The sequence below is a fragment of the Rahnella sp. PD12R genome, from assembly GCF_019200965.1.
Classification (GTDB): domain Bacteria; phylum Pseudomonadota; class Gammaproteobacteria; order Enterobacterales; family Enterobacteriaceae; genus Rahnella; species Rahnella laticis.
This window is the reverse complement of sequence record NZ_JAHTMS010000007.1, coordinates 353,781-380,703: the sequence shown is the minus strand read 5'-3', so window position 1 is coordinate 380,703 and position 26,923 is coordinate 353,781. Positions and strand designations below refer to the sequence as shown.

Below are 26,923 nucleotides of genomic sequence, written 5' to 3'. Positions count from 1 at the left end.
TCTTTCCGGTCTGCCCAATAGCTATCATTATCAATATGACTTTGCGAGAAAGGTAGCAGACTAGATGTACCATGATCACCAAGTTCGGAGACATAAAAMTACACGAGATAGAGCAAGAGTTAAACCTGCAAAACTTTCATTTTTACGATGGCAAAAATTTTTGGCATGCTCCTTCGCATAAATTGGAATTTCCTGAACAACATATAATAAACCTTAATGCCGTATTGTCTGAAAATAAATTAAGGCTGGAGGTTCTTGAAAAAGAAACCATCGCTGAAAAAAATAAGTCACAATTATTTAGAGAAAAGTTAAATATCCAAGAAGAAAATAGCAATATACTTCGAAATGAGTTGAATGATATTAAAAAATCTTTTTATTATAAGATCCTAAAAGTTCTTAAGTTAATAAACTAAGAGGGTTATATGTTAAACATCGTTATTCCAATGGCAGGTGCCGGTAGCCGTTTCGCCCAAGCAGGCTTTATTCAACCTAAGCCATTAATTCCTATACATAATGTTCCAATGATTAAGGTGGTGATTAATAATCTAAGACCTAAAGTTGAGCATAGATTTATATTTATAGTACAAAAAAAACATGTTTCCCAATACGATTTAATTACTAAATTACAGTCCTGGTCGCCTGGCGCAATCGTAATTGAAACCGAAGGATTAACAGAAGGTGCCGCATGTACGGTTTTACTGGCTAAAAAGTATATAGATAATGATAATTCACTCATGATTGCAAATAGCGACCAATATATCGATTGCGATATCGATGACTACCTCGAGGAATTAGACCGAGACTCTTTAGACGGTCTGATTATGACGATGGCTGCAGATGATCCAAAATGGTCGTTTGTTGGAATGGGCGAACATGGCTATGTTACTAATGTAGTTGAGAAACAAGTTATTTCGAACGAAGCTACTGTGGGTATTTACAATTTCAAACACGGAAGTGATTTTGTAAGTGCAGCAGAAATAATGATAGATAAGAATGATCGTGTAAATAATGAATTTTATGTAGCACCGGCTTATAATTATATGATCGAAAGAAATATGAAAATTGGTATATATAACATTGGTTCTGAAGCTAATGGTATGTACGGACTTGGGATCCCAGCCGATTTAAATTTATTTCTGGGTTTGGAACTATCAACCAAAGTAACATCCGGACTCTAAAAATGATTATCATCAGTCATCGTGGTTATTGGCATAATCAAGAAGAAAAAAATACAGAAACGGCCTTCATTCGCTCTTTCGATATGGGTTTCGGAACTGAGACCGACATTCGTGATTGTAATGGCAAGCTCGTTATCTCTCACGATATTCCTAACGGAACTGAAATTTCTTTAGATTATTTTTTAAGTTTGCTCAAAGGCAGGGATTTACCGCTTGCATTAAATATTAAAGCAGATGGACTAAGTGATTTGTTGGTTAGTTCGCTTTCAAAGGCTAATGTGACAAATGCCTTTGTCTTTGACATGTCTATCCCTGACCAAATGTCTTATGTTCGAGAAAATAAAATCAACGTTTTCGCTCGTGTCAGTGAATATGAAAAAACACCTGCTTTCTATCATGAAAGTTTTGGTATTTGGTTGGATGGGTTTCATAGCATTTGGTATGATAAATCCTTAGTTGAGGGATATATTTCGGAGGGTAAATACATTTGTATCGTTTCCCCTGAACTCCATAAACGAAGCGATTATAAAGATTTGTGGAAAATGTTGAAAATTAGTGGCTTATCGGTAAGTACGCAACTCATGTTGTGTACTGACCTACCCGAAGATGCACGTGATTTTTTTAAGGAGGATATATGATTAAGGCTGTCATTTTTGATATGGACGGTGTTTTAATTGAGGCTAAGGAGTGGCATTATGAAGCCCTAAATAAATCCCTAAACCTGTTTGGTTTTAATATTGATCGTTATGATCATCTTACAAAATTTGACGGACTCCCGACTAAAGATAAGCTGAATATTCTCAGTGCAGAATATTCTCTACCACTGGAGTTGCATTCTTTTATTAATGAAATGAAGCAACAATATACAATGGATATTGTACATGCAAAATGTAAACCGATGTTTATACATGAATATGCATTGTCAAAACTTAAACAACAGGGATATAAACTGGCAGTAGCCTCGAATTCAATTAAAAATACAGTTATTACAATGATGGAAAAAGCATCACTAGACAGTTATTTAAATGTAATGCTTTCAAATCAAGATGTTACAAAGGGCAAGCCAGATCCGGAGATTTATATTAAAACCATTGAAATCCTCCAGCTAACACCTGAAGAATGCCTCATTGTTGAGGATAATGAAAACGGAATAAAAGCAGCAAAAGCATCTGGTGCTCACGTATTAGTTGTGAGCGATGTTACAGATGTTAATTATCGTAATATTACTGACTTTATAAATAATATAAATCTGGAAGGTTAATATGAACATCATTGTTCTTGCTGCTGGTGAAAATTATATCGATTCTAATGATAAAAACTATCCACTCTGTTTGTCAGAAATAAATGGTGTCTCTATAATTCAGAAAATTTCAGAGCAAGTTTCATTCAACAAGGGCAGTACAGTCTTCCTTTTTCAAGAAAAACATATTCGAAAGTTCCATCTTGATAATATTGTTGATTTGTTATCTCAGAAGAGAAGTTCAGTTTTCCCAATTCCTGAAAATACTTCTGGTGCCGCATGCACTGCTCTTCTTGGGGTTGTTGACCTTAATCAGTCTGAACCACTTCTCATAATCAGCGCTAACCAGTTAATCGATATTGATTTTGAGAAGTTTGTAGAATTTATGCATGAAAGCGATTCTGACGCGGGTACTATCATTTTTGATTCCATACACCCTCGATACTCTTACGTTTTATTGGATAATGCTGGATTAGTAATCGAGGCCTCGGAGAAAAAACCGATAAGCCGTGATGCAACGGCGGGTGTTTATTGGTTTAAAAAAACAGGTGAATTTACAGAATCTGTAAAGAATATGATTCGTAAAGATGCACGTATTGACGATAATTTTTACATTTGCCCTTCTTTCAATGAGATGATTTTAAAAGGCCTGAAAATTAGTGCAGTTAAAATTATGGCCTCGCAGTATCATCCACTGAAATCAATGAATCAGGTAGAGTTTCAACATCGTTAACGAGGTATTATGAAAAGTTTCAAAGCTAGCGAAATGATCGGCGGTTGGTTTGTTGGGGCATTTAACCCTGCAGTATTAAATACTTCTGCTTGTGAAGTCGCTGTTAAAAATTACTCTAAAGGTCAGTACGAATCTAAACATTTTCATAAGATAGCCACTGAAGTTACTTACATTATTTCTGGAGAAGTGATGATGTGTGGTAAACAATGGGGGCCTGGCGATATTATAGTTCTTACCCCAGGTGATATAACTGATTTTGAGGCCCTGACAGATACCGTCAACGTCGTAGTCAAACTTCCTGGTGCTCTTGGCGATAAATATATAGCTTGAATCGTGTGAAAATAGTAGAAATCAGCTGTCTGTAGCGCGTTTATTACAATCGATAGTTTTTTATAAATTTGATGAATTCAAAATCTAATATTCACTTCTCGCTTTACTAAAATTTATAATTAGCCTGATTTTATCAGGTTCTGTGTCGATTAAAATTCTACAATTCCCGAAGATGTGAGGGAGTTTGCTTGATTTATAATGGCTTAACTTTGCTTTTTAGTGATGAGCTGAGTCTATAAAGCTTCTTGCTGATATAACGTTATCTTTAAATCTTATGTGCATGCCTTGATTAAAACGTTACCGGTAAAGTAAACAGTACATTGAGGAGATATGTACAACCGGTTGCAGACATTCACGCTCACAATATTGTTATGGCTGCAATAGGTTCACCCTTCGCCATTCTCATGTACAATGCTTGTGTTCATTTGTATAGCTCAGTGCAGTTAAACTCACTGTTTACAGGGGTTTAGACTTAAATCTGGGCGATCAACTAATTCAGACAGGAGTTGCTAATGTCCAAACAACAGATCGGCGTTGTCGGTATGGCGGTAATGGGCCGTAACCTCGCGCTTAACATCGAAAGCCGTGGTTATTCCGTTTCCATTTTTAACCGTTCTGGCGACAAGACTGACGAAGTCATCGCAGAAAATCCGGGTAAAAATCTGGTTCCGCACTACACCGTCGAAGAGTTTGTTGACTCGCTGGAAAAACCACGTCGTATCTTGCTGATGGTGAAAGCCGGTGAAGCAACTGACAAAACCATCGCATCCCTGACTCCGCACCTGGATAAAGGCGACATCCTGATCGATGGCGGCAACACCTATTATAAAGACACCATTCGCCGTAACCGCGAACTGTCTGAGCAGGGCTTCAACTTCATCGGTACCGGCGTTTCCGGCGGTGAAGAGGGCGCACTGAAAGGCCCGTCAATCATGCCTGGCGGCCAGAAAGAAGCGTACGCACTGGTTGCGCCAATTCTTGAAAAAATCGCTGCACGTGCTGAAGATGGCGACGCTTGCGTAGCCTACATCGGTGCTGATGGCGCAGGTCACTACGTTAAGATGGTTCACAACGGTATCGAATACGGCGACATGCAGCTGATCGCAGAAGCCTATTCCCTGCTGAAACAGTCCCTGAACCTGAGCAACGAAGAGCTGGCAACAACCTTCGCTGAATGGAATAAAGGCGAGCTGAGCAGCTACCTGATTGACATCACCAAAGACATCTTCACCAAGAAAGACGAAGAAGGTAAATACCTGGTCGACGTGATTCTGGATGAAGCAGCGAATAAAGGCACCGGTAAATGGACCAGCCAGAGCTCTCTGGATCTGGGCGAACCACTGACTCTGATCACCGAGTCTGTGTTTGCACGTTACCTGTCTTCTCTTAAAGATCAGCGTGTTGCGGCTTCTAAAGTGTTGTCCGGCCCGGCTGTTAAACCTTTCACAGGCGACAAAGCAGAATTCATCGAGAAAGTTCGTCGCGCTCTGTATCTTGGTAAACTCGTTTCTTACGCGCAGGGCTTCTCACAGCTTAAAGCCGCTTCTGACGAGAATAACTGGGATCTGAACTACGGCGAAATCGCGAAGATCTTCCGTGCTGGCTGTATTATCCGTGCTCAGTTCCTGCAGAAAATTACCGATGCTTACGCTGAAAACGCGTCCATCGCTAACCTGCTTCTGGCTCCGTACTTCAAAAACATCGCTGACGAATATCAGCAAGCGTTGCGTGATGTTGTGTCTTATGCCGTTCAGAACGGTATCCCGACACCAACCTTCTCTGCTGCGATCAACTACTACGACAGCTATCGTTCAGCGGTTCTGCCGGCTAACCTGATCCAGGCACAGCGTGATTACTTCGGTGCACATACTTACAAACGCACTGATAAAGACGGCGTATTCCACACCGAATGGTTGGATTAATCCGTTTGGCGGCGTGCTGAAAAGCGCGCCGTTGCTGACGTCAATAAAAAGCCGCCAATGCATCTGCAAAGGCGGCTTTTTTACGTCTTAAGGTTGACGTTATTTCTTATGACGCTGACGCAAATTATCGATCACCGCACTCAGGTTCAGATCCTGATCCTGCAACAACACCAGCAGGTGATAGACCAAATCTGACGCTTCGTTTTTCAGCTCAAAACGGTCGTTGACGGTTGCTGCCAGTGCAGTTTCCACGCCTTCCTCACCGACTTTTTGTGCGATGCGTTTGGTGCCGCTGGCATACAGTTTGGCGGTGTAGGAGCTTTCTGGATCGGCAGTTTTACGCGATGCCAGCAGTTCTTCCAGCTGGTACAAAAATGCCCAGTCGGTTTCGGCAGGGTGGAAACAGCTGTTGTTGCCTTTATGGCACGTCGGGCCAATCGGATTGACCAGCACCAGCAACGTATCGTTGTCGCAATCAGGCGTAATGCTCACGACGTTCAGATAGTTTTCTGAGGTCTCGCCTTTGGTCCATAAACGTTCTTTGGTGCGAGAATAGAACGTCACTTTGCCGGAAGATTGCGTAACGCTCAGGGCTTCCTGATTCATGTAACCGAGCATCAGCACTTCGCCAGACACAGCGTGCTGGATGATTGCTGGCATCAGGTTATCCACTTTTTCCCAGTCGAGCTGGCTGATTTGTTCGCCGGTCAGCAGACCGGTTTTTACTTCCTGATTACTCACAAGCGGATCTCCACGCCATTTTCAGCTAAATAGCTTTTCAGCTCGCCAATATTGATAATTTGTTTGTGGAACACCGATGCGGCCAGTGCGCCATCAACGCGTGCTTCGCGGAAAGCGTCGAGGAAGTGTGGCATTGTGCCCGCACCGCCGGAAGCGATGAGCGGAACATGGCAAACTTCGCGGATCATCTTCAGCTGTTCCAGATCGTAGCCATTACGCACGCCGTCCTGATTCATCATGTTCAGCACGATTTCGCCCGCGCCGCGTTCCTGAACTTCCTTCACCCAGTCAATTGTCTGCCAGGTAGTCACTTTGGTGCGTGCTTCGTCGCCGGTAAACTGATGGACCTGATAAGTGCCTGTCGCCGCGTCGTGCCAGGTATCGATGCCCACAACAATGCACTGTACACCATAACGGTCGGCGAGGCGGCTGATCAGCGTCGGGTCGGCGAGAGCAGGGGAGTTGATGGAGATTTTATCGGCACCAAACTGCAAAATCTGCCCCGCATCTTCCAGGCTTTTGATTCCGCCTGCGACACAAAACGGGATATCGATGACTTCTGCCACGCGCGACACCCAGCTTTTATCGACCACGCGGCCATCGCTGGAAGCGGTGATATCGTAAAACACCAGTTCGTCGGCGCCTTCTTGCGCATAGCGCTGTGCCAGCGGGACGATGTCGCCAATGATTTCGTGATTACGGAACTGCACGCCTTTTACGACCTGGCCGTCTTTAACGTCGAGGCAGGGAATTATCCGTTTTGCCAGCATGAAATTGCCTCCGTCACATTGAATTTACCGTCGAGTAATGCCCGCCCGACAATCACGCCTTTCACGCCGCTGTCACGCAGATTGGCGATGTCCTGCAATGAACCGATACCGCCGGAAGCCTGAAAAGCCACCTGTGGAAAACGCGCGGTCACTTCACGGTACAACTCTACGTTTGAGCCTGCCAGCGTGCCGTCGCGGGAAATATCCGTACAAAGAACGTGTTTCAGGCCGAAAGGCAGAAACAGTTCCACGATCTCTTCAAGCGTGGAACTGGAATTTTCCTGCCAGCCGCTGACGGCGACGTTTTTAGTGCCATCGGCAGCGATACGGACGTCGAGCGCCAAAACCAGTGCGTCTGCGCCGAAACGCTTGAACCAGCCCTGAACTTTCTGCGGATCTTTCACCGCCGTCGAACCCACGACGGCGCGGGTTGCACCGGTATTCAGCAGGGCTTCAACGTCCTGTTCGGTGCGGATACCGCCACCAACCTGAACCGGTACAGATACGCCCGCCAGCAATTTTTTCAGCAACGGAATCTGACGTGCCGCCGGATCTTTCGCGCCGGTTAAGTCAACCAGATGCAAAACTTCTGCGCCTTGTTGCTGATAATCCTGCAAACGTGGAAGCGGATCGTTGCCATAATCACGCTGCTGGCCGTAATCGCCCTGATGCAAACGCACCACGCTGCCTTCGATCAAATCTAAAGCCGGGATAATCATCCTGTTTACATCTCCAGAAAGTTTTTCAGCAACTGTGCGCCCGCCGCACCGGAGCGTTCGGGGTGAAACTGTACGCCGAAGAAGTTGTCTTTTTGCACGGCAGCGCTGAAAGGCTCACCGTAAAGCGTCTGCGCGATCGTGTTTTCGCAAACCGGCATGGCGAATCCGTGGACGAAATAGAAGTACGCATTTTCATCGATGCCACGGAATAAATGGCTGTCAGCGTTCGCTGTCACCTGATTCCAGCCCATGTGCGGCAGAGGCAAACCGAGATCGGGCATACGGCGCACCGGTGTTTCAATAATCCCCAGCGTATCAATCCCGCCGTTTTCTTCACTGGAAGACGCCAGCAGTTGCATACCGAGACAAATCCCCAGCACCGGCTGAGTACAGGCTTTAATCAGCGTAATCAGTTCGCGCTGTTCGAGTTGTTCCATCGCCGCCTGTGCGGTGCCGACACCCGGTAAAAAGAGCTTATCGGCCTGCAAAACAATTTCCGGTTCACGGCTCACCGTCGGTTCAAAACCCAGACGCTGAACCGCATATTTCACGGAAGAAAGGTTGGCACAGCCCGTATCAAGGATAACGACGTTCATCACAGCACTCCTTTCGAGCTCGGCAATGTATTGCCATCGACACGAATCGCCTGGCGCAGCGTGCGTCCGAATGCCTTGAACAGGCTTTCGACGCGGTGGTGATCGTTCTTACCTTTGGTGCGCAGGTGCAGGGTACAGGCCATCGCGTAGGACAGCGAACGGAAGAAGTGTTCGACCATTTCCGTGCTCAGATCGCCGACGCGCTGATAGTTAAACTCTGCCTTATATTCCAGGTGCGGGCGGCCGGAGATATCCAGCGCGCAGCGCGCCAGACATTCATCCATCGGCAGCACAAACCCGAAACGTCCAATACCGCGTTTATCGCCCAGCGCCTTATTAATGGCTTCACCCAGCGCCAGCGCCGTGTCTTCAACGGTGTGGTGATCGTCGATATACAAATCACCTTTCACTTCGATATTCATGCGGAAACCGCCGTGCGTGGCAATCTGATCCAGCATGTGGTCGAAAAAGCCGACGCCGGTGCGGATCTTGCTTTCGCCTTCGCGATCCAGCCAGACATCCACGTCAATCGCGGTTTCGCGGGTCACGCGGTTCACTTTGGCATGGCGGTCGCGTTTCGTAAGCTGTTCCGCAATAGTGGCCCAGTTCAGCGTATCACGCTGATAACGCAGCCCGGCGATGCCCATATTGGCGGCGAGCTGAATATCGGTATCGCGGTCGCCAATCACATAACTGTTGGCGGTATCGAGTACGCCGCTTTCCAGATAAGCCTGCACCAGTTTGGTTTTAGGTTTACGACAGTCGCAGTGGTCTGCAGGCAGGTGCGGACAAATCAGCACTTCATCGAAAACCACGCCCTGCGATGTCAGGATTTGCATCATCAGGTTGTGCGGTGGATCGAACGTTTCCTGCGGGAAACTTGCCGTGCCCAGCCCGTCCTGATTGGTGATCATCACCAGTTTAAAACCTGCGTTTTGCAGGGACAGCAGGGCCGGAATAACGCCGGGCTCCAGCGCCAGTTTGTCCAGACGATCGACCTGAAAATCTTCCGGCGGCTCAGAAATCAGGGTGCCGTCACGGTCAATAAAGAGCGTTTTTTGAAATTGTGGACTCTGGCTCACATGTGCTCCTTGCGGGGGCTATTTTGTTTTTCATTAATAGAGGCGGCAGCGGCGCCGGGTAACGCCTGCAATGCGGTAATAACGCGCTGGAGTTCTTCCCGGGTGCCGATAGTAATACGTAAGCAGCCGGAAAGCCCCGGTTGCTTATTCTGGTCACGCAAGATAATGCCCTGATCCCAGAGGTTTTTAAATGCTGCGCTTGATGCGGTGAAACGCGCCAGCACATAGTTGGTATCGCTGGCAAAAACTGCCTCAACGCAGGCGCATTTCTCCAGCTCTTCCATTAACCAGACGCGGTTTTCAGTCACTTCGGCGACGCGCTGACGCATCAGCGCCAGCCCTTCCGGGCTCAGTGCCTGTGCGGCGATATCTGCGACCGGCGTAGATATTGGATAAGGCGCAATCACTTTCATTAATAAGCCGATGACTTCGCTGTTCGCCAGCGTGAAGCCGCAGCGCAAACCGGCCAGCGCAAAAGCTTTCGACAGCGTACGCAAAATAGTGAGGTGCGGATATTCCTGCAACCAGCCGGAAACGCTCGCCTGCGGGCAGAATTCGATATAGGCCTCGTCCACCGCCACAATCGCGCGGCCACGGGTCATTTCCAGTACGGCGCGGATTTCGTCCGGGTCGATAATATTGCCGGTCGGGTTATTCGGGCTGCACACGTAAACCAGCTTCACGCCGTCCAGCGAAGCTTCGATTGCCGGAAGATCCAGAGACCAGTCGGCTTTTGCCGGAACCGTACGGCCTTCAACGCCGATGGTTTCTGCGCTCACGCTGTACATGCCGTATGTTGGCGGACAATAAAGGATGGCGTCTTTGCCCGGTTCGCAGAATGCGCGGATCAGCAGTTCGATGCCTTCATCCGCGCCACGGCTGACCAGAACCTGCTCAGGATCCACACCGGCGTAAGCGGCGTAGCGGTTAATCACCAGCGCGGGCTGACATTCCGGATAACGGTTAAACGTCTGCTGCGTCAGCTCAAAATTTGGCGCGATGGCGTATTCATTGGCGTTGAGCCACACGTCACCGTTGCCACCCAGACGACGGGCGGACTGATAAGGCGTCAGTTCCTGCACGTTTTTTCGGGCCAGCGCCTGAACGCTGAGATTCTTTTCATTACTCATCAACGCGGCTCCTTCAGGGCGTTTACACGCAGGGTTACTGCATTTTTGTGCGCAGTCAGTTGTTCCGCCTGCGCCAGTGTTTCAATTGTTTGCGCCAGCCCCAGCAACCCTTCCGGCGTTAATTGCTGAACGGTCATCCGTTTCTGGAAATCGGCCAGGCCCAGGCTCGAACAGGTCGCGGTATACCCGTATGTCGGTAAAACGTGATTAGTGCCAGACGCATAATCGCCTGCGGATTCCGGTGACCAGTCGCCGAGGAAAACCGAACCGGCGCTGGTGATGCTGTCGACCAGTTGCTCCGGCTCGCGGGTTTGCAGAATCAGGTGTTCCGGCCCGTAGGCGTTGCTGATTTCGATACACTGCGCGAGGTCTTTCGCGACAATCAGACGGCTGCTTTCCAGTGCCTGACGCGCAATGTCGCTGCGCGATAACGTCGCCAGTTGACGCTCAACCGCTTCGCCGACGGCCTGCGCCATTTTCACGTCCGGCGTCAGTAAAATAACCTGGGAATCCGGGCCGTGTTCCGCCTGTGAAAGCAAATCAGACGCCACGAAATCCGGCGTTGCGCCGCTGTCAGCAATTACCAGCACTTCAGAAGGCCCGGCGGGCATATCGATCGCCGCGCCGTCCAGACTCTGGCTGACCTGACGTTTAGCTTCGGTTACATAGGCATTGCCCGGCCCGAAGATTTTCGCCACGCGGGGAACACTTTCCGTGCCGAACGCCAGCGCCGCAATCGCCTGCGCGCCGCCCAACTGATACACCTCTTCCACGCCACACAACTGCGCGGCATACAGAATTTCGTCGGCAATCGGCGGCGGTGAACAGAGCACCACTTTCTGGCAACCGGCGATACGCGCTGGTGTTGCTAACATTAATACGGTGGAAACCAGCGGTGCGGAACCGCCCGGAATGTACAGCCCGACGGACTGAATCGGGCGGGTCAGTTGCTGACAACGAACACCCGGCTGCGTTTCGATATCCACCACGGCCAGTTTCTGTGCCTGATGGAAAGTGTCGATGTTACGCACCGCGTGCGCCATCGCCTGTTTAACGTCATCGCCCAGACGCGCCGCGGCTGCTGAAATTTGCTCCGCGGTGACACGAAGGTCCTGCACTTCAGTTTTATCAAAGCGGGCGCAAAACTCGCGCAGCGCGCTGTCACCTTCACTGCGGACACGACGCAGAATTTCGCTCACCGATTCAGTAATACGGTCGGAGGCAGAAATTGCCGGGCGGGTCAGCAGGTCGCGACGCTGCTGTGCGTCGCATTGTTGCCAGTCAATAGGAGTAGAGAACGCGTCAGGCTTCATGGCATTACTCCATCATTTTTTCGATTGGAAGAACCAGAATAGAGCTGGCGCCCAGCGCTTTCAGTTTTTCCATGGTTTCCCAGAACAGCGTTTCGCTGCTGACCATGTGCATGGCAACGCGTTGCTGATCGCCTGCCAGCGGTAAAATAGTCGGACGTTCAGCGCCCGGCAGCAGCGCGACGATTTCGTCCAGACGCTCGCTTGGCGCGTGCAACATAATGTATTTGGATTCGCGGGCCTGAATAACGCCCTGAATACGGGTCATCATTTTGTCGATCAGCAGCTGTTTCGCCTGTGGCATTTCGCCGTCGCGCTGAATCAGGCAGGCTTTGGAGCGGTAAATCACTTCAACTTCACGCAGACCGTTGGCTTCGAGCGTTGCGCCGGTGGAAACCAGATCGCAGATTGCGTCGGAAAGACCCGCGCGCGGTGCGACTTCAACTGAGCCGTTCAGCAGGCAGGATTTGAAATCAACGCCTTTTTTATCGAGATATTGCTTGAGCAGGTGAGGGTAGGAGGTGGCGATACGGGCATTTTGCAGACTTTGCGGGCCGGTGTATTCGGTGTCCAGCGGCGTGGCCAGTGACAGACGGCAACCGCCGAAATCCAGACGACGCAGCGTGAAGTAACGCGGGTCTTCGCCCTGAGCGCGGCGGCTCAGCAGCTCTTCTTCCAGCACGTTCTCACCGATAATGCCCAGGTCAACCACGCCGTCCATCACCAGCCCCGGAATGTCGTCATCACGAACACGCAAGATGTCGATCGGCATGTTTTCAGCGAAAGCGATCAGACGCTGTTCCTGCAGGTTGATTTTAATCCCGCAGCGGGCCAGCAGTTCGCGTGACTCATCGCTCAGGCGACCTGACTTCTGCATTGCTATCCGTAAACGTGTTTTATCCAGCATGATGACCTCAGTTTCTCAATTATTTATCGTAAATTCAGTTCGTCAGATTCTTTTACTTCAATTCCTTTGGCCATAAAAAAAGCCCCCGGAAGAAATCTTCCGGGGGCTCTCTCTGCGTTCTGCGCCACTGGAAGATCTAAACAGTCTCCCAGCACCAATCGCCTGAAAGACTAGTCAGGGTGATGGTGATGATGGTGGTTAATCAGAACGTTTGTCATGTCAGTGTCTCGTTTTGTTCATTCAGCGCCGCGTGATTCAAAACTGAATCATTCGCCACACGTATCAAATTCGTTGCCAATAAAACTAAACTATCGGGCGGCAACTGCGCAACCTTTTTTTCCGATGATGAGTTTTTCTTATCCACAGCAGGGTTTTCATCAAATAAATGAATGATCTGCTAACAGACGCTGAGAAATCCTTACGCACCGCCAAAGGGAAAAGGCGTATTTTGCTAGTATAAAGAGAGATATCTGCAGCTGGTGAAATCATGCCAGAGAACAAACGGAGCGATGTATGAAAAAGATTTCGATTATCGGACTGGGCTGGCTGGGCATGCCGCTGGCAATGGCGCTGGCCTCAAAAGGGTACGACGTGGTCGGGAGCAAAACCACGCCCGACGGTGTCGATGCCGCCAGAATGATCGGCATTGAATGTTTCCCGCTGGTCTTCACGCCGGAAATGGAATGCGAAGCGGACGATCTCGAAAAGTTGCTCAACGTCGATGCCTTAATCATCACGCTGCCTGCGCGCAGAACGGCGGAGGGCAGCGAGCTCTATTTCCAGGCGGTACAACAGCTGACGGACAGCGCGCTGGCGCATAACGTCCCGCGCATCATCTTTACCAGCTCGACGTCCGTTTACGGCGACCATGAAGGTGTGATGAAAGAAGACGCGCCGTTGCTGCCTGTTTCACGCAGCGGCATTGTGCTGAAAGAGCTGGAAAACTGGTTCCACGGCTTACCGAATACGTCGGTCGATGTCCTGCGCCTCGCCGGGCTGGTCGGCGGCGATCGTCATCCGGGGCGATTCATGGCGGGAAAAACGCAGGTAAAAGGCGGTCAGCACGGCGTCAACCTGGTCCATCAGGATGACGTGGTCGCGGCCATCACCTTATTGCTCAGCCTGCCAAAAGGTGGCCACACCTATAATCTCTGTGCGCCTTCGCATCCGGCAAAAGCCGAATTCTATCCGGCACTGGCGCGGCAGATGGGGCTGGTGCCACCGACGTTTGCTGAAGAGCCTTCAGCAGGGAAGGGTAAAATCGTCGATGGCGGCCGGATCTGCAAAGAACTGGGGTTCGAATATCAGCATCCGGATCCACGAAACATGCCTTTTTAACTTACAAAACCTTATTCGATAATATTACGTTATGGCCTGCCTGAAATTTAGGCAGGCTTTTTTATTTGGTCTTTTATTGTTCAGTAACAACACCGCATCCTTGTTTGGTCAGATTCTGTGCCGTGTATTATTAAATTTTTATTTCCCCCGCTAATTAGCCTGCTTAATAACAGGTTAATCTCCGTAACTATTCAAAAATCCTCTTAATAAATGCAGTTAGCGATGTACTTTATTCGCTTTTTACACGTCGGAAGTGGCGCGGGATGCTGGTTGAGTAATAAAATTCCTATTCTTGAGCTTTCAATTTGTCATTGAGCGGCATAAACCACTTTTTTAACCACAATCATTAAAGTTTTCCTGAAGAGATGCCGATACGTTTGTACGGCCTAAGTCCGCCGTCTCATCATTTCTTCTTATCAATCTAGTCTCATGACTGGATGTCTGCGCTTGTCTGGTAACAAATACTTACAATCATTGTCTTTTTGCTTTTGAAATAGCGTGGTTGCTCACGTTTCCCCTACTTTTTGAACTAAATTTAACCAAAACTTTTCGGACTCGATCCCCTGTAGGCCTTGTGGTGACTGGGTTGCGCAGAATTAGCACAATGATCATGCTATTGGAAATTTACAGCATAAAAAACTGGGTGGGCTATGATTGATTGGTGTGTGTGCTAATCATTTGGCTTTAATTGGTCTTTGTACAAAATGATCTCAAAATGGCGAAAAAAGACAGCCACAGCCCCCTTTTTTAGACACTTTTTTACTTTTGGTTTAAAACTGCGCAAATTTTTACGATAAATTGCACTTTTGGAGACAAAATAAGTTTTAAAAATGTGATGTGCGTCACACTTTATTCAAAATTCGGCAACGCCCAGATTGTATGTATAAAGGGAACGGGGTTAGAGTTGCGTCGTAGTAAGATTATTCCTAATAATGTATGTAAAAGCGTTTCACTGAATGAGACGCCATCACAGCAACGGACCCTGCCAGTACACCAAAACTGAAGTGTTTCACGATTACTTAGCAGTGCAATTGTCACAATTAATTTAGTTTACATCAGGAACAACTTTGTATTGGCGGTGAAGTAAATACCGCAGGATAAATCTATTTCCAACGTGAGATTTATTAATCAGCCAATGATCCAATTGTTTTGATAGTAAAAAATACTCCTGTCACGCCGGGTGAAACTCTTGCTGCATGGAATATGTCTATCAATCCGCCACCTTAAAAAAGTGGCATCGGTAATGGGGTAGAACAGAATGTCCGAATTGCTAAAGCACATATATGATATCAACCTGTCATATCTATTGTTGGCACAGCGCTTGATTAACGACGAAAAGGCCTCAGCGATGTTTCGCCTGGGGATTGATGACGTAATGGCAGAAACCCTGGGGCAACTGACGCTGCCACAGATGGTGAAGCTGGCTGAAACGAACCAGCTTTTATGTCAGTTCCGCTTTGACGACAGTAAGACAATTGAACGACTGACTCAGGAATCGCGCGTGGATGACTTGCAACAAATCCACACCGGCATCCTGTTGTCCAGCCACCTGCTTAAAGGCCTGGCTGCGAAAGACAGCGGCGCGATGAAGAAAAGGGCGTAGCTATGTCTGGGAAAGATGCGTCAACCAAACCGGCAGAAAAAAGTATCGTCCAGGAAGCACGGGACATTCAGCTTGCCATGGAATTGATTACGCTGGGTGCCAGATTGCAGATGCTGGAAAGCGAAACGCAATTGAGTCGTGGCCGACTGATTAAACTGTACAAAGAATTGCGCGGCAGCCCGCCGCCAAAAGGGATGCTGCCGTTCTCGACGGACTGGTTTATGACCTGGGAACAGAACATCCACTCTTCCATGTTTTACAACGCATACTCGTTTCTCTTAAAGAGCGGGCATTGTAATGGCGTGGAAGCGGTAATTAAGGCTTACCGTCTCTATCTGGAGCAATGTCCGGAACAACCGGGTGAGGCGCCGATCCTCGCGCTAACCCGCGCATGGACGCTGGTCCGTTTTGTCGACAGTGGAATGCTGCAGCTCTCTGCCTGCAACTGCTGTGAAGGTTCATTCATTACCCATGCACACCAACCGCGCCACGGGTTTGTCTGCAGTCTTTGCCAACCCCCATCCCGGGCAGTAAAAAAACGTAAACTTTCCCCGCAGGTTGCCGATATAACATCTCAAGAGCTGGACGAACAGGTCAAGCGCGCTGTCTGAGATTGTTAGGTTGCAGTATGTCGTCCGGAGCGGTGGTAACACCGCTCATCATTTCCCCCTAACGTCTCCGCCATAATCTGGCCCCTTTTATGCACGTTTGAGCTGCGTAACATCGGGCAAGGTGGCACAGCCTCGCGCTTTTCCTCGCCCTAAAACCACATAGAATTAAGGATTCATCGTGCTAGTAATATTAGGTTACCTCGTGGTCATGGGCTCAGTGTTTGGCGGTTTCCTGCTCGTCGGCGGTGAACTGGGCGCATTATACCAACCCGCAGAATTACTCATCATCGGTGGTGCCGGCATTGGCGCCTTCTTCGTCGGTAACAACGGCAAAGCGATTAAATCCACCATGCGCGCCCTGCCGCAGCTGTTTCGAGCGTCGAAATACAACAAAGCGTTGTACATGGATTTAATGGCGCTGCTGTACCGCCTGCTCGCCAAATCGCGCCAGCAGGGGATGCTGTCGCTGGAAAATGACATCGACAATCCGGCGGAAAGCGACATTTTTGCTAATTATCCCCGCATCCTTGCCGATAAGCATTTAGTCGAATATCTGACGGACTATCTGCGACTGATGGTCAGCGGCAACATGAACGCCTTTGAAATCGAAGCCCTGATGGACGAGGAAATCGAAACCTACGAGCACGAAAGTGAAGTCCCGGCAAACAGCCTGGCGCTGGTGGGCGATTCACTGCCTGCTTTCGGTATCGTGGCGGCGGTCATGGGGATCGTGCACACCCTGGCTGCGGCGGATCGTCCGGCCGCAGAGCTCGGGGCGCTGATTGCCCACGCGATGGTGGGGACCTTCCTCGGTATCCTTTTGGCCTACGGATTTATTTCCCCGCTGGCCAGCGTACTGCGCCAGAAAAGTGCTGAAAACGCCAAAATGATGCAGTGCATCAAGGTGACTTTGCTGTCGAGTATCAACGGCTACGCGCCACAAATTGCCGTCGAATTTGGCCGTAAAACGCTTTACACCTCCGAACGACCTTCCTTCATCGAGCTGGAGGAACACGTTCGTCAGGTCAAGTCACCGGGCCAGAAACAAACTGAAGAAGAAAAAGTATGAAGCATCAGAGCCATCCAATCGTTGTTGTACGCAAGAAAAAGAACAAGCACGGCGGAGGGCATCACGGCGGTTCGTGGAAGATTGCTTACGCTGACTTTATGACAGCGATGATGGCTTTCTTTCTGGTGATGTGGCTGATTTCGATCTCCAGCCCTAAAGAACTGGTGCAAATTGCCGAATACTTCCGTACGCCACTGGCGGTGGCCATTACCGGCGGGCCACGCAGCAGCGATGCCACCAGCCCGATCCCGGGCGGCGGCGCTGACCCGACGGTGCAGGACGGTGAAGTCCACAAAATGGATCAGTCGCAGGGCGAAAGTAAGCGTGAAGCCGGCGATTTACAGAAATTGCAGCAAAAGCTGGAAGACATGCTGGCGTCAGACCCGCGTCTGAAAGATTTACGTCCGCATCTGATGATTAACCTCACCGAGCAGGGTTTGCGTATTCAGATTATCGATAGCAAAAACCGCCCGATGTTCCAGCTTGGCAGCGCCATTGTTGAGCCTTATATGCGCGATATCCTGCGGGCGATCGGGCCGGTTCTGGACGATTTCCCGAACAAAATCAGCCTGGCCGGTCATACCGATGACATGCCGTATGCGCAGGGCGAACGTGGTTACAGCAACTGGGAATTATCGACCGACCGCGCCAACGCCTCACGCCGCGAAATGATCATCGGCGGCCTGAGCGAAGGGAAGGTTCTGCGGGTGATGGGCATGGGTTCCACCATGCAGCTTAAAAATCATCCGGCCGGGGACGCGATTAACCGTCGCATCAGTATTTTAGTTCTCAATAAACACGCAGAAGAAGCGATTGAGCGCGAAAACAGTGAGGGCGAAGCGATCACGATCAATGACGCCGGTGAACTGCAACGCCAGGTCCCCGGGCGCCAGAGCGCCCCGGCACTCGCGCCGAAAATGAGCCTGGCTCCGGCCGCGCCAGCGACACCAGAATCATCAGCAGCACCAGTACAGGCACCATCAATACCCGGGATTAATACGCAGACGCCAGTGACACCATCGGCAGGCGCCCAACCTGCGACAGCGGCTCCGGCCACTGTGACGGTCACGGCACCTGCGACCACATCAACAAGCCGCGATTCACAGCAGAGGTGATCACGTGAGCATGGATATTACTGATTTTTATCAGACATTTTTTGATGAAGCAGACGAGTTGCTGGCGGACATGGAACAACATCTGTTGTTGCTTGATCCGCAAGCGCCCGATATTGAGCAGCTCAACGCGATTTTCCGCGCCGCGCACTCAATCAAGGGTGGCGCAGCGACCTTTGGATTTACGGTTTTGCAGGAAACGACTCACTTACTGGAAAACCTGCTCGACGGTGCTCGTCGTGCTGAAATGAGCCTGAGCACCGACATCATCAACCTGTTTCTGGAAACAAAAGACATTATGCAGGAGCAACTCGACGCCTATAAATCATCCCGGGACCCCGATGCAGAAAGCTTTGAATATATCTGTGCGGCCCTGAGACAACTGGCCCTCGACGCGCAACAAGAGCGGGAGCCTGCTCCGGATCTTCACGTCGTCGAATCTGCCCCGGCGGCTAATGCCCCGGAAGCTGCACCTGCCGCACCTGCCGCACCTGCCGCAGGCAAAGGCGACCTGCGCGTACGCCTCTCCGGTCTGAAAGCCCAGGAAGTTCCGGTCATGCTGGAAGAACTGGGTAATCTTGGCGAAATCAAAGATCCGGTTCAGACCGCAGACAGCGTGGAAGCGACGCTGGTCACCACCGTGACCGAAGACGACATTATTGCCGTTCTGTGCTTCGTGCTCGAACCGGAACAAATCAGCTTCACACATGCTGCCACGGCGGCTCCTGCGGTTGTCGAAACGCCAGCGGCTGTGCCTGTTGTCGCTGAAGCTGCACCGGTTCCGGCCGCGCCGCGTTCTGCGCCGGTGCTGACCGCCGTGCCGAACACCGAAGTGGCAAAAGCCCGTGCGCCAAAAGCGCCGGAATCCACCAGCATCCGCGTTGCGGTTGAAAAAGTGGATCAGCTCATCAACCTGGTCGGCGAACTGGTCATCACCCAGTCCATGCTGGCGCAGCGTTCTGACCTGCTGGATCCGGTGATCCACAGCGACCTGCTCAACAGCATGGGGCAGCTGGAACGTAACGCCCGCGATTTGCAGGAATCGGTGATGTCGATTCGTATGATGCCGATGGAATTCGTGTTCAGCCGCTTCCCGCGTCTGGTGCGTGATCTGGCGAGCAAGCTGAACAAGCAAATTGAACTGACGTTGCTGGGCAGCTCGACCGAACTCGATAAGAGCCTGATCGAACGCATTATCGACCCGTTAACGCACCTGGTGCGTAACAGCCTCGACCACGGTGTGGAAACGCCGGAAGTGCGTATCGCCAACGGCAAAGACGCGACCGGTAACCTGACGCTGTCTGCGGAACATCAGGGCGGCAACATCTGCATCGAAGTGATCGATGACGGTGCCGGCCTTAACCGCGAACGTATTCTGGCGAAAGCTGCGTCGCAGGGCATGAACGTCAACGACAACATGAGTGACGAAGAAGTCGGCATGCTGATCTTTGCCGCCGGGTTCTCGACGGCAGAAAAAGTCACCGACGTTTCAGGCCGTGGCGTGGGCATGGACGTGGTGAAACGAAACATTCAGGAAATGGGCGGTCACGTTGAAATCCATTCCCAGCAAGGTAAAGGCACCACTATCCGCATCCTGCTGCCGCTGACGCTGGCGATCCTCGACGGCATGTCAGTGAAAGTCGGTGAAGAAGTCTTCATCCTGCCGCTGAATGCGGTGATGGAATCGCTGCAACCGCTGTCGGAAGATTTACACCCGCTGGCCGGTGGCGAGCGCGTTCTGCAAGTGCGCGGCGAATATCTGCCGCTGGTTGAGCTTTATAACGTCTTCGATGTTAAAGACGCGAAAACCGAGGCGACGCAGGGCATCGTGGTGATTTTACAAAGCGCAGGGCGTCGTTATGCGTTGCTGGTTGATCAGCTGATTGGTCAGCACCAGGTGGTGGTGAAAAACCTGGAAAGCAACTATCGCAAAGTGCCGGGCATTTCTGCCGCCACCATTTTGGGCGACGGCAGCGTGGCGCTGATCGTGGACGTGTCTGCCTTGCAGTCGCTCAACCGCGATAAATTAGCAACAGGCGCAACCGCCGCATAATAAGCAAAGCTTCCGGCGACCTGAACCGTCGCCGGGTGTGAAAAACTCAGGCCGATTTAAAGATAAAAAGCAAAGGTGAACAACATGGCAGGACTTGCAACCGTGTCTAAAATTGCGGGCGAAACGGTAGGTCAGGAATTCCTGATCTTTACTTTAGGCGATGAAGAATACGGCATCGATATCCTGAAAGTGCAGGAAATCCGCGGTTACGACCAGGTAACCCGCATTGCCAACACCCCGGCATTTATTAAAGGCGTCACCAACCTGCGCGGCGTGATCGTGCCGATCCTCGACCTGCGTGTGAAGTTCGCTCAGGAAGATGTGATTTACAACGAAAACACCGTGGTGATCGTCCTCAACTTTGAAAACCGCGTGGTCGGGATTGTGGTTGATGGCGTTTCTGACGTGCTGTCACTGAGCCAGGATCAGATCCGTCCTGCGCCGGAGTTTGCCGTCACCATGTCCACCGAATACCTGACCGGGTTGGGTTCGCTGGGCGATCGTATGCTGATTCTGGTGGATATCGAGAAGCTGCTGAGCAGTGAAGAAATGGCGCTGGTTGATTCGGTGACGAAGATCTAAGTCTCTGGGTTCGGCACCTAGGCTGAATCGTTCGGTCAAGGTCAAGGTCAAGGTCAAGGTCAAGGTCAAGGTCGTGGGCGCCGGCCCACACCGGGTTAAGGGGCGTAAACGCGCCCCTTAACAATCCTGCGTTTTTCAAACTGCGCGCTGCCGCTGGAACGACGGACATGTTCTGCCACATCCGTGGGTGGCGCAAATCTTGCCGCTGCGCGGTTCCTTCTCTCGGTCCTGAAGCCTCAGGTCTTCAGGCCGCTCCGTTCAGCAAGATTTTGAGCGCGCCATTTCATCTTTTTAAAAGATAACAACGAGTTGTTTGCTCCTCCACCTGTCCACCTGCAAAGGGTAAGGTCGGGATGGGGTTTAGCAGACGACTCCATCCTGAATCACCCCACCAAATCCCTCCCGCTAAATTCTTTCCGCCAGCGTGTCGGTGTGGTGTTAAGCCGTTGCCGGAAGTGGTGACGCAGCGTTTCGGGGGAACCGAAACCGGCTTGTTCTGCGACGCGGTCAACGCTCATCTTTCCGCTTTCCAGCAATGCGCAGGCTTTTTCCAGCCGGACGGTCAGCATCCATTCTCCCGGGGTGGTGCCGGTTGCATCGTGAAAACGACGCAAAAATGTGCGGCGGCTCATTCCGACCTGAACGGCAAGTTGTTCAATCACCATTGGCGTATTGAGATGGCTGCGTAAATCATCCAGCAGCGGCGCGAGCGTTTTGGTCTGCCGCAGCGGCACCGGTTGCTGGATAAGCTGCGCCTGATTCCCTTCGCGCATTGGTGGTGTCACCATCCGGCGGGCGGTTCGGTTGGCGACTTCTATCCCGTAATCTCGGCGGATGAGATGCAGACATAAATCGACACCGGCCGCGCCGCCCGCAGAGGTGATAATGCTGCCTTCATCGACGTAAATCATGCCGTGCTCAACCTGCACTTTTGGGAATTTTTGCGCCAGAATCTCGGTGCTGTTCCAGTGCGCGGTGGCACGTTTTCCGTCGAGCAAACCGGCTGCGCCGAGCACAAAGCTACCTGCACAAATCGACACAATCCGCGTGCCGCTGTTGTGTGCTTTTTGCAAGGCGTCAATAAGCCGCGCCGGTGCCGGTTCGTGTACGCTACGCCAGCCGGGGATGACAATCGTGCCCGCGCCTTCGAGCAGTTCCAGCCCGCCATCTACCACCAAACGGACGCCGCCCTGTGCGCCAAATGTGCCTTCCTCAACGGACGCGACGGACAACTCGTACAACGGTTCGCCGGTCAGTTCATCGGCGCGGCCAAACGCCTCGACCGCTGTCCCAAATTCAAACGTGCACAAACATTCGTAGGCGAGCAAAACCAGCCGCCGGTTTTGCGGCGCAGAAACGCGTGTTGCTTCGATTTTTTGCATAACAGGTCACCGTCAGTTTGGCATGATCTTGACGATACATGGCATATCCGCTGATTTCCACTGCGCCGCCAATCTTCCATGCTGAACGCCTCTCAACGTTTGCAGGATTTACGCATGAAAAACACATTGGCACTGATGGCTGTGTGCCTCGCCGCCCTGATGTCAGGGCTGGAAATCTCCAGCGTACCGGTTATCTCGCCGGTTCTTGAAGCACAGCTGCACGCCAGTTTCCGCGAACTTCAGTGGATCATGAACGCGTACACGCTGGCCTGTACAACCGTGCTGATGGCAACCGGCACGCTGGCCGACCGCTTTGGACGCAAACGCGTTTTCATCATCAGTATCGCCGCGTTCGGGCTGACGTCGCTGATGTGCGGATTATCTGGCAGCGCCGCGTGGCTGATTGCCGGACGTTTCCTCCAGGGCCTGAGCGGCGGCGCGATGCTGACGTGTCTCATCGCGATTCTTTCCACGCAATTTCCGCAGGGCAAGGCGCGCAGCCAGGCATTCGCCGCGTGGGGAATTACCTTCGGTTTCGGGCTGGGGTTCGGGCCGATTATCGGCGCGCTTCTGGTGGCGTGGCTGAGCTGGCAGTGGGTATTTCTGGTGCACTGTTTTATCGCGGTGATCACGCTGATTCTGGCGCTGAACAACGTGGTGGAATCCCGCGACGGGCAGGTCAAAAAACTCGATCTCGGGGGATTGCTGACGCTTTCGGTGACAGTGATGGGCGCGACGTATCTGATTACGCAGGGCAGCAGTCTGGGCTGGGAAAGCACGCTGGCGCGCAGCATTATTGCGGTGACGGGGCTGAGTGCGGCGCTGTTTGTCTGGACGGAGAAACGTCATCCGCACCCGATGTTTGATTTTTCGGTGTTCCGCATCCGGCCATTTTCCGGCGCGCTGATGGGGTCTGTGGGCATGAATTTCAGCTTCTGGCCGCTGATGATTTATCTGCCGGTTTATTATCAGAGCGGGCTGGGCTATACCAGCGTGGCGACCGGGCTGGCGCTTCTTGCGTACACCTTACCGACGCTGCTGATGCCGCCGCTGGGCGAAAAGCTGACCGCCAGATTCGGCGCGGCGCGGCTGATCCCGCTGGGTTTATTCACTATTGGCGCGGGGTTTATGCTGATGAATATCGCCGTCGTAACGCACACCAGCCTGCTGCCGGGCGCACTGATTGCCGGTGCTGCGCTGGGCCTGACCAATACGCCGGTGACCAACACGACAACCGGTTCCGTCCCCGGCGACCGCGCAGGAATGGCGTCGGGCATTGATATCAGCGCGCGGCTTATCACGCTGGCAATCAACATCGCGCTGATGGGAAGCCTGCTGGTCACGGGCATCGCCACCAGCCTGAAAGCATTATTGCCCACCGCAGAGAATTTACCGGCAATCGCCGAACACATCGCCGGTGGCAGCGACGTTTCGCTTGCTGGCGATATAGCGGCGCAGGCACTGACAGAAGGTTTTTCCGGTGTTTTGCTGTACGGCGCAACCGGCGTCTGGGCACTGGCGCTGGCAAGCTATTTGCTGTTTAACGTGAGGAGGCGGCGTAAAACCGCATCTTGCGAGCCGTACTGACATTTAAAATCAGCGCTGCATTTCTTGCAGCGCACTTTGCGTAGCGCCTTCCAGTTGCTTTAAAAATAATCATTTAACCGGTGCATCTTTTTGTCAGATAGGGTGTTATCCGCCCGTAATACGGGGCCTCACGGATATCAGCGTGGTGCAAAATGAGAGTTTGATTAAGTACGACAACTGGCGTACATTGAGGCCACATGAGTTTCAGAGAGATCAAATGGAAAGTGATCGAATGTTTAAAGAATGGAAATATTGAATTTGAGGCAAGGCGTGAGATTCATCTCAAGAATTTATTAAGTACGGGTGATATCTCGCCCTTTGAGGTGGCTGCGTTAATCGGCAGGGCATCCGGGGAAAACCATCAGGTTCGTCCCTATCATTTCGACAGCAGCATTGATGTCCACATTATCACCGTCATGAGTGCCGGAGTTCACTGGTACATCAAATGGTATTTCACAGACCCAACCAGCGTTTTTATCAGCGTTCATCATTAAGATTAAGGGAAATTATGATTATTTATAAAGTAGGGGATGAGAAAAAGGCCGTGTGCGGCGTTTGTGAGGCTTTACGGATGGTCAGCTATCAGCTGCGCGATGTGCCGTTTGATGACGGCAGCGGGATCGTCAAAAATATCATCGCGGGCGTGTGTAAAACCTGTGGCAATGTTGCGGTGATCCCTTTTCAGTCCGTGCCCGCCATTAAAAAGCAGCTTCAGGTACAACGCAAAGCCGTGGAAAGCCGTGTGCCTGCGCATATGATTGACCTGTTAAATCTGGCGAGTGCGGAGTTAGGTGCAACGCCTGAGTTTGTGCCTTTGCTGCTGAAATATTATATTCATCAGCTGGCCTCAAACCCTGAGGCCGCTGTGCGTCTGGTGACTTTGCTGACGTCAGAACTCGCAACAGGTCTGGCTAATAAACGCCTTTCGCTGAAGGGGCGTGAAATTGGCAATGATATTGAAAAACTCAAAGGCCTTTCCCAAATCGACAACACCACCGAATTACTGAAAGGCGTGGTGCTGATGATCCACAACGATCTCCTGGTCGAGCCTGATGCGCAGCGTATTGCGCTTTTAAAGAGTTTTGTCGCCACTGTCGCCTGATCCCATTCTCCCCCCAAAAATCTTTTGAACCCGATCACATAAAGTTCCCTCCTTTTCTGCCGATAACCATTCCAGATATTTCCCATTTAAAAAGGAACAACATGTTCAACCGTATGAAAGTGGTCACGGGTATCGTGATCTTACTGGTGGTCTTCGGTGCTTTACAGTTGGTATCCGGCGGCCTGTTCTTTAAATCCTTAAAGACAGACAAAGACAATTTCACCACTTCGCAGCAAATCCGTTTACAACAGGCGGAATTCAACGCCAGCTGGATTTACCTGCTGCAAACCCGCAACACGCTTAACCGTGCGGGTATCCGTTTCATGCTTGACGCTAACCAGATGGGCAGTGGCGCGACGGTGAAGGAGCTGATTGATACCGCAACAAAAGATCTGCAAATCGCCGATCAGCATTTTGCCAATTATCAAAAAATTCCTGTCGATGCCAGCCAGAACCCGGAATACGCGGTAGACGCTAAAAAGCAATATCAGGTTCTGCACAACGCGCTTTCTGAACTGATCGAACTGATTGGTCTGGGCCGTATCAATGATTTCTTCGAACAACCTACGCAGCAGTATCAGGACAACTTCGAAAAAGCCTTCGTCACGTATATCGATCAGAACGATCGCCTGTACAACGACGCCGTTCAGATCAGCGATAACTCCTTCACTCACGCCTTGTGGATGCTGGGCACCGTGCTGGCTGTGTTGATTATTTTCATGGTTCTGGCCTGGTTGGGCGTGCAGAAAATTCTGGTCCATCCGCTGAAAAATATTGTCGAGACCATCCGCAAAATTGCAACCGGTGACCTGACGCACGAAATAGTCGTGAAAAGCCGTAATGAAATCGGCCAGCTTGCCGATAGTCTCAAGTACATGCAGGACGAACTGATTCGCACCGTGTCCGGCGTGCGTCACGGCGCAGATGCCATTTACAGCGGGGCGAGCGAAATTTCTGCCGGTAACAGCGATTTGTCTTCGCGCACCGAGCAACAGGCGTCCGCGCTGGAAGAAACCGCAGCCAGCATGGAACAGCTGACCGCAACGGTGAAACAGAATGCCGAAAACGCCCGTCAGGCCAGCCAGCTGGCACTGAGCGCGTCTGAAACTGCACAGAAGGGCGGGAAAGTGGTAGCAAACGTGGTCGATACCATGAATGACATCGCCAGCAGCTCGAAGAAAATCACTGACATTACCGGTGTGATTGACGGGATTGCGTTCCAGACCAACATTCTGGCGCTGAACGCCGCTGTAGAAGCCGCCCGTGCAGGCGAACAGGGCCGCGGGTTTGCGGTCGTTGCCGGTGAAGTGCGTACGCTGGCACAGCGCAGCGCGCAGGCAGCAAAAGAAATTAAAGGGCTGATTGATGATTCTGTCAGCCGTATTAATACCGGTTCAGTGCTGGCCGAAAGTGCCGGTGAAACCATGCACGACATGGTGAACGCCGTTACGCGTGTGACCGACATTATGGGCGAAATCACCTCGGCTTCTGATGAGCAGAGCCGCGGGATTGAACAGGTCGCACAAGCCATCACTGAAATGGATCGGGTGACGCAGCAGAACGCCTCACTGGTTGAAGAATCCGCGTCCGCTTCGGCGGCCCTGGAAGAGCAGGCAAGCCTGCTGACGCAATCTGTGGCGGTGTTTACGCTGAGTCAGACCGCAAATAACAGCGTGCGCCAGAACCCGGGCACTTCGGCAAGACTGCCTCTGTTGACTCCGAACCTTTCAGGTTCTAAAGCCGGTTCAGGTGGAGCGCAAAGTACAGATTTAACCGAAAACTGGGAAACCTTCTGAGTCACGTACATCGCATAATTATATAAGAAA

The 26,923-nt window shown here is 51.1% G+C and carries 27 protein-coding genes and 1 other annotated feature; of the genes, 18 read left to right on the top strand and 9 right to left on the bottom strand.

Annotation, left to right across the window (positions count from 1 at the left end):
* Positions 1-71 precede the first annotated feature (71 nt).
* The 7 genes from KWG64_RS16485 to gndA all read left to right on the top strand — a co-directional run bounded on the left by KWG64_RS16485 (position 72) and on the right by gndA (position 5,403).
* A complete protein-coding gene (locus KWG64_RS16485) occupies positions 72-413 on the top strand; it encodes a hypothetical protein (protein WP_218522474.1) in 342 nt (113 codons plus the stop codon).
* A 9-nt stretch (positions 414-422) separates the two neighbouring features.
* The gene (locus KWG64_RS16480; RefSeq protein WP_218522473.1) at positions 423-1,178 is read left to right on the top strand and encodes a glycosyltransferase family 2 protein; all 756 of its coding nucleotides are present in this window, start codon (positions 423-425) and stop codon (positions 1,176-1,178) included.
* Between the two features lie 2 nt (positions 1,179-1,180).
* Complete coding sequence (locus KWG64_RS16475) at positions 1,181-1,816, top strand: phosphodiesterase (protein ID WP_218522472.1); 636 nt, start codon at positions 1,181-1,183, stop codon at positions 1,814-1,816.
* Positions 1,813-2,439 (top strand): HAD family phosphatase, encoded by a 627-nt coding sequence (locus KWG64_RS16470; protein ID WP_218522471.1) that lies wholly within the window; start codon positions 1,813-1,815, stop codon positions 2,437-2,439. Before KWG64_RS16475 ends, KWG64_RS16470 begins: the two co-directional genes overlap by 4 nt.
* 1 nt (position 2,440) lies before the next feature.
* Entirely contained in the window at positions 2,441-3,151 is a 711-nt protein-coding gene (locus KWG64_RS16465; RefSeq protein WP_218522470.1) for a sugar phosphate nucleotidyltransferase, read from the top strand.
* 9 nt (positions 3,152-3,160) lie between these two features.
* Positions 3,161-3,481 (top strand): cupin domain-containing protein, encoded by a 321-nt coding sequence (locus KWG64_RS16460; protein ID WP_218522469.1) that lies wholly within the window; start codon positions 3,161-3,163, stop codon positions 3,479-3,481.
* Between the two features lie 512 nt (positions 3,482-3,993).
* Positions 3,994-5,403 carry an NADP-dependent phosphogluconate dehydrogenase gene (gndA, locus tag KWG64_RS16455; RefSeq protein ID WP_165057033.1) on the top strand — a complete coding sequence of 470 codons (1,410 nt, stop codon included), beginning with the start codon at positions 3,994-3,996 and terminating at the stop codon, positions 5,401-5,403.
* Between the two features lie 99 nt (positions 5,404-5,502).
* Here gndA and hisIE read toward each other — a convergent pair whose 3' ends face one another.
* From hisIE to hisG, 8 genes are read right to left on the bottom strand one after another with little or no spacing between them, the layout of a single operon-like run.
* Positions 5,503-6,117: a bifunctional phosphoribosyl-AMP cyclohydrolase/phosphoribosyl-ATP diphosphatase HisIE gene (gene hisIE, locus KWG64_RS16450; protein WP_218522491.1), complete on the bottom strand. Its 615-nt coding sequence runs from the start codon at positions 6,115-6,117 to the stop codon at positions 5,503-5,505.
* A 23-nt stretch (positions 6,118-6,140) separates the two neighbouring features.
* Positions 6,141-6,914: an imidazole glycerol phosphate synthase subunit HisF gene (gene hisF, locus KWG64_RS16445; protein ID WP_218522468.1), complete on the bottom strand. Its 774-nt coding sequence runs from the start codon at positions 6,912-6,914 to the stop codon at positions 6,141-6,143.
* The gene (gene hisA, locus KWG64_RS16440) at positions 6,896-7,633 is read right to left on the bottom strand and encodes a 1-(5-phosphoribosyl)-5-[(5-phosphoribosylamino)methylideneamino]imidazole-4-carboxamide isomerase (protein WP_218522467.1); all 738 of its coding nucleotides are present in this window, start codon (positions 7,631-7,633) and stop codon (positions 6,896-6,898) included. Before hisA ends, hisF begins: the two co-directional genes overlap by 19 nt.
* Positions 7,634-7,638: 5 nt before the next feature.
* A complete protein-coding gene (gene hisH / locus KWG64_RS16435; protein WP_218522466.1) occupies positions 7,639-8,229 on the bottom strand; it encodes an imidazole glycerol phosphate synthase subunit HisH in 591 nt (196 codons plus the stop codon).
* Positions 8,229-9,311: a bifunctional histidinol-phosphatase/imidazoleglycerol-phosphate dehydratase HisB gene (gene hisB, locus KWG64_RS16430; RefSeq protein WP_218522465.1), complete on the bottom strand. Its 1,083-nt coding sequence runs from the start codon at positions 9,309-9,311 to the stop codon at positions 8,229-8,231. Before hisB ends, hisH begins: the two co-directional genes overlap by 1 nt.
* Positions 9,308-10,441: a histidinol-phosphate transaminase gene (hisC, locus tag KWG64_RS16425; protein ID WP_218522464.1), complete on the bottom strand. Its 1,134-nt coding sequence runs from the start codon at positions 10,439-10,441 to the stop codon at positions 9,308-9,310. Before hisC ends, hisB begins: the two co-directional genes overlap by 4 nt.
* Positions 10,441-11,754, bottom strand: coding sequence for a histidinol dehydrogenase (gene hisD / locus KWG64_RS16420; RefSeq protein ID WP_218522463.1), 1,314 nt, complete (start codon positions 11,752-11,754; stop codon positions 10,441-10,443). The genes hisC and hisD overlap by 1 nt, the downstream gene beginning before the upstream one ends.
* 4 nt (positions 11,755-11,758) lie before the next feature.
* Positions 11,759-12,658, bottom strand: coding sequence for an ATP phosphoribosyltransferase (gene hisG / locus KWG64_RS16415; protein ID WP_101078671.1), 900 nt, complete (start codon positions 12,656-12,658; stop codon positions 11,759-11,761).
* A gap of 73 nt (positions 12,659-12,731) precedes the next feature.
* Positions 12,732-12,853 (bottom strand) — a sequence feature (His leader region).
* A 318-nt stretch (positions 12,854-13,171) separates the two neighbouring features.
* Between hisG and KWG64_RS16410 the strand changes: the two genes are divergently transcribed.
* The 7 genes from KWG64_RS16410 to cheW all read left to right on the top strand — a co-directional run bounded on the left by KWG64_RS16410 (position 13,172) and on the right by cheW (position 21,026).
* Entirely contained in the window at positions 13,172-13,996 is an 825-nt protein-coding gene (locus KWG64_RS16410; RefSeq protein WP_195814576.1) for an SDR family oxidoreductase, read from the top strand.
* A 1,258-nt stretch (positions 13,997-15,254) separates the two neighbouring features.
* Positions 15,255-15,599, top strand: a complete 345-nt coding sequence (gene flhD / locus KWG64_RS16405) for a flagellar transcriptional regulator FlhD (RefSeq protein ID WP_120508226.1) — start codon at positions 15,255-15,257, stop codon at positions 15,597-15,599.
* Between the two features lie 2 nt (positions 15,600-15,601).
* Positions 15,602-16,210 (top strand): flagellar transcriptional regulator FlhC, encoded by a 609-nt coding sequence (gene flhC, locus KWG64_RS16400; RefSeq protein ID WP_101078668.1) that lies wholly within the window; start codon positions 15,602-15,604, stop codon positions 16,208-16,210.
* A 178-nt stretch (positions 16,211-16,388) separates the two neighbouring features.
* Positions 16,389-17,279 (top strand): flagellar motor stator protein MotA, encoded by an 891-nt coding sequence (motA, locus tag KWG64_RS16395; RefSeq protein ID WP_152325852.1) that lies wholly within the window; start codon positions 16,389-16,391, stop codon positions 17,277-17,279.
* Entirely contained in the window at positions 17,276-18,394 is a 1,119-nt protein-coding gene (gene motB / locus KWG64_RS16390) for a flagellar motor protein MotB (protein ID WP_218522462.1), read from the top strand. The genes motA and motB overlap by 4 nt, the downstream gene beginning before the upstream one ends.
* A 10-nt stretch (positions 18,395-18,404) precedes the next feature.
* Positions 18,405-20,444 (top strand): chemotaxis protein CheA, encoded by a 2,040-nt coding sequence (gene cheA, locus KWG64_RS16385; protein WP_255562207.1) that lies wholly within the window; start codon positions 18,405-18,407, stop codon positions 20,442-20,444.
* A gap of 84 nt (positions 20,445-20,528) precedes the next feature.
* Positions 20,529-21,026, top strand: coding sequence for a chemotaxis protein CheW (cheW, locus tag KWG64_RS16380; RefSeq protein ID WP_095922337.1), 498 nt, complete (start codon positions 20,529-20,531; stop codon positions 21,024-21,026).
* Between the two features lie 383 nt (positions 21,027-21,409).
* Here the strand turns inward: cheW and KWG64_RS16375 are convergent, their stop codons facing one another.
* Positions 21,410-22,408 carry a helix-turn-helix domain-containing protein gene (locus KWG64_RS16375; protein ID WP_218522460.1) on the bottom strand — a complete coding sequence of 333 codons (999 nt, stop codon included), beginning with the start codon at positions 22,406-22,408 and terminating at the stop codon, positions 21,410-21,412.
* Positions 22,409-22,522: 114 nt separating this feature from the next.
* Here KWG64_RS16375 and KWG64_RS16370 point away from each other — a divergent pair, with 114 nt between their 5' ends.
* The 4 genes from KWG64_RS16370 (at position 22,523) to KWG64_RS16355 (ending at position 26,893) form a co-directional block, all read left to right on the top strand.
* On the top strand, positions 22,523-23,995 hold the full coding sequence (locus KWG64_RS16370; RefSeq protein WP_218522459.1) for an MFS transporter: 1,473 nt from the start codon (positions 22,523-22,525) through the stop codon (positions 23,993-23,995).
* Positions 23,996-24,192: 197 nt separating this feature from the next.
* On the top strand, positions 24,193-24,489 hold the full coding sequence (locus KWG64_RS16365) for a hypothetical protein (RefSeq protein ID WP_218522458.1): 297 nt from the start codon (positions 24,193-24,195) through the stop codon (positions 24,487-24,489).
* Between the two features lie 14 nt (positions 24,490-24,503).
* Positions 24,504-25,097 (top strand): hypothetical protein, encoded by a 594-nt coding sequence (locus KWG64_RS16360; protein WP_218522457.1) that lies wholly within the window; start codon positions 24,504-24,506, stop codon positions 25,095-25,097.
* A 101-nt stretch (positions 25,098-25,198) separates the two neighbouring features.
* Positions 25,199-26,893, top strand: a complete 1,695-nt coding sequence (locus KWG64_RS16355; protein WP_218522456.1) for a methyl-accepting chemotaxis protein — start codon at positions 25,199-25,201, stop codon at positions 26,891-26,893.
* Positions 26,894-26,923 lie beyond the last annotated feature (30 nt).

What these genes read in the sequence shown, in the direction of transcription:
- KWG64_RS16480 (WP_218522473.1), top strand. Translation starts at nt 423, where the DNA reads ATGTTAAACATCGTTATTCCAATGGCAGGTGCCGGTAGCCGTTTCGCC.
- KWG64_RS16475 (WP_218522472.1), top strand. Translation starts at nt 1,181, where the DNA reads ATGATTATCATCAGTCATCGTGGTTATTGGCATAATCAAGAAGAAAAA.
- KWG64_RS16470 (WP_218522471.1), top strand. Translation starts at nt 1,813, where the DNA reads ATGATTAAGGCTGTCATTTTTGATATGGACGGTGTTTTAATTGAGGCT.
- KWG64_RS16465 (WP_218522470.1), top strand. Translation starts at nt 2,441, where the DNA reads ATGAACATCATTGTTCTTGCTGCTGGTGAAAATTATATCGATTCTAAT.
- KWG64_RS16460 (WP_218522469.1), top strand. Translation starts at nt 3,161, where the DNA reads ATGAAAAGTTTCAAAGCTAGCGAAATGATCGGCGGTTGGTTTGTTGGG.
- gndA (WP_165057033.1), top strand. Translation starts at nt 3,994, where the DNA reads ATGTCCAAACAACAGATCGGCGTTGTCGGTATGGCGGTAATGGGCCGT.
- hisF (WP_218522468.1), bottom strand. Translation starts at nt 6,914, where the DNA reads ATGCTGGCAAAACGGATAATTCCCTGCCTCGACGTTAAAGACGGCCAG.
- hisA (WP_218522467.1), bottom strand. Translation starts at nt 7,633, where the DNA reads ATGATTATCCCGGCTTTAGATTTGATCGAAGGCAGCGTGGTGCGTTTG.
- hisH (WP_218522466.1), bottom strand. Translation starts at nt 8,229, where the DNA reads ATGAACGTCGTTATCCTTGATACGGGCTGTGCCAACCTTTCTTCCGTG.
- hisC (WP_218522464.1), bottom strand. Translation starts at nt 10,441, where the DNA reads ATGAGTAATGAAAAGAATCTCAGCGTTCAGGCGCTGGCCCGAAAAAAC.
- hisD (WP_218522463.1), bottom strand. Translation starts at nt 11,754, where the DNA reads ATGAAGCCTGACGCGTTCTCTACTCCTATTGACTGGCAACAATGCGAC.
- hisG (WP_101078671.1), bottom strand. Translation starts at nt 12,658, where the DNA reads ATGCTGGATAAAACACGTTTACGGATAGCAATGCAGAAGTCAGGTCGC.
- KWG64_RS16410 (WP_195814576.1), top strand. Translation starts at nt 13,172, where the DNA reads ATGAAAAAGATTTCGATTATCGGACTGGGCTGGCTGGGCATGCCGCTG.
- flhD (WP_120508226.1), top strand. Translation starts at nt 15,255, where the DNA reads ATGTCCGAATTGCTAAAGCACATATATGATATCAACCTGTCATATCTA.
- flhC (WP_101078668.1), top strand. Translation starts at nt 15,602, where the DNA reads ATGTCTGGGAAAGATGCGTCAACCAAACCGGCAGAAAAAAGTATCGTC.
- motB (WP_218522462.1), top strand. Translation starts at nt 17,276, where the DNA reads ATGAAGCATCAGAGCCATCCAATCGTTGTTGTACGCAAGAAAAAGAAC.
- cheA (WP_255562207.1), top strand. Translation starts at nt 18,405, where the DNA reads ATGGATATTACTGATTTTTATCAGACATTTTTTGATGAAGCAGACGAG.
- cheW (WP_095922337.1), top strand. Translation starts at nt 20,529, where the DNA reads ATGGCAGGACTTGCAACCGTGTCTAAAATTGCGGGCGAAACGGTAGGT.
- KWG64_RS16375 (WP_218522460.1), bottom strand. Translation starts at nt 22,408, where the DNA reads ATGCAAAAAATCGAAGCAACACGCGTTTCTGCGCCGCAAAACCGGCGG.
- KWG64_RS16370 (WP_218522459.1), top strand. Translation starts at nt 22,523, where the DNA reads ATGAAAAACACATTGGCACTGATGGCTGTGTGCCTCGCCGCCCTGATG.
- KWG64_RS16365 (WP_218522458.1), top strand. Translation starts at nt 24,193, where the DNA reads ATGAGTTTCAGAGAGATCAAATGGAAAGTGATCGAATGTTTAAAGAAT.
- KWG64_RS16360 (WP_218522457.1), top strand. Translation starts at nt 24,504, where the DNA reads ATGATTATTTATAAAGTAGGGGATGAGAAAAAGGCCGTGTGCGGCGTT.
- KWG64_RS16355 (WP_218522456.1), top strand. Translation starts at nt 25,199, where the DNA reads ATGTTCAACCGTATGAAAGTGGTCACGGGTATCGTGATCTTACTGGTG.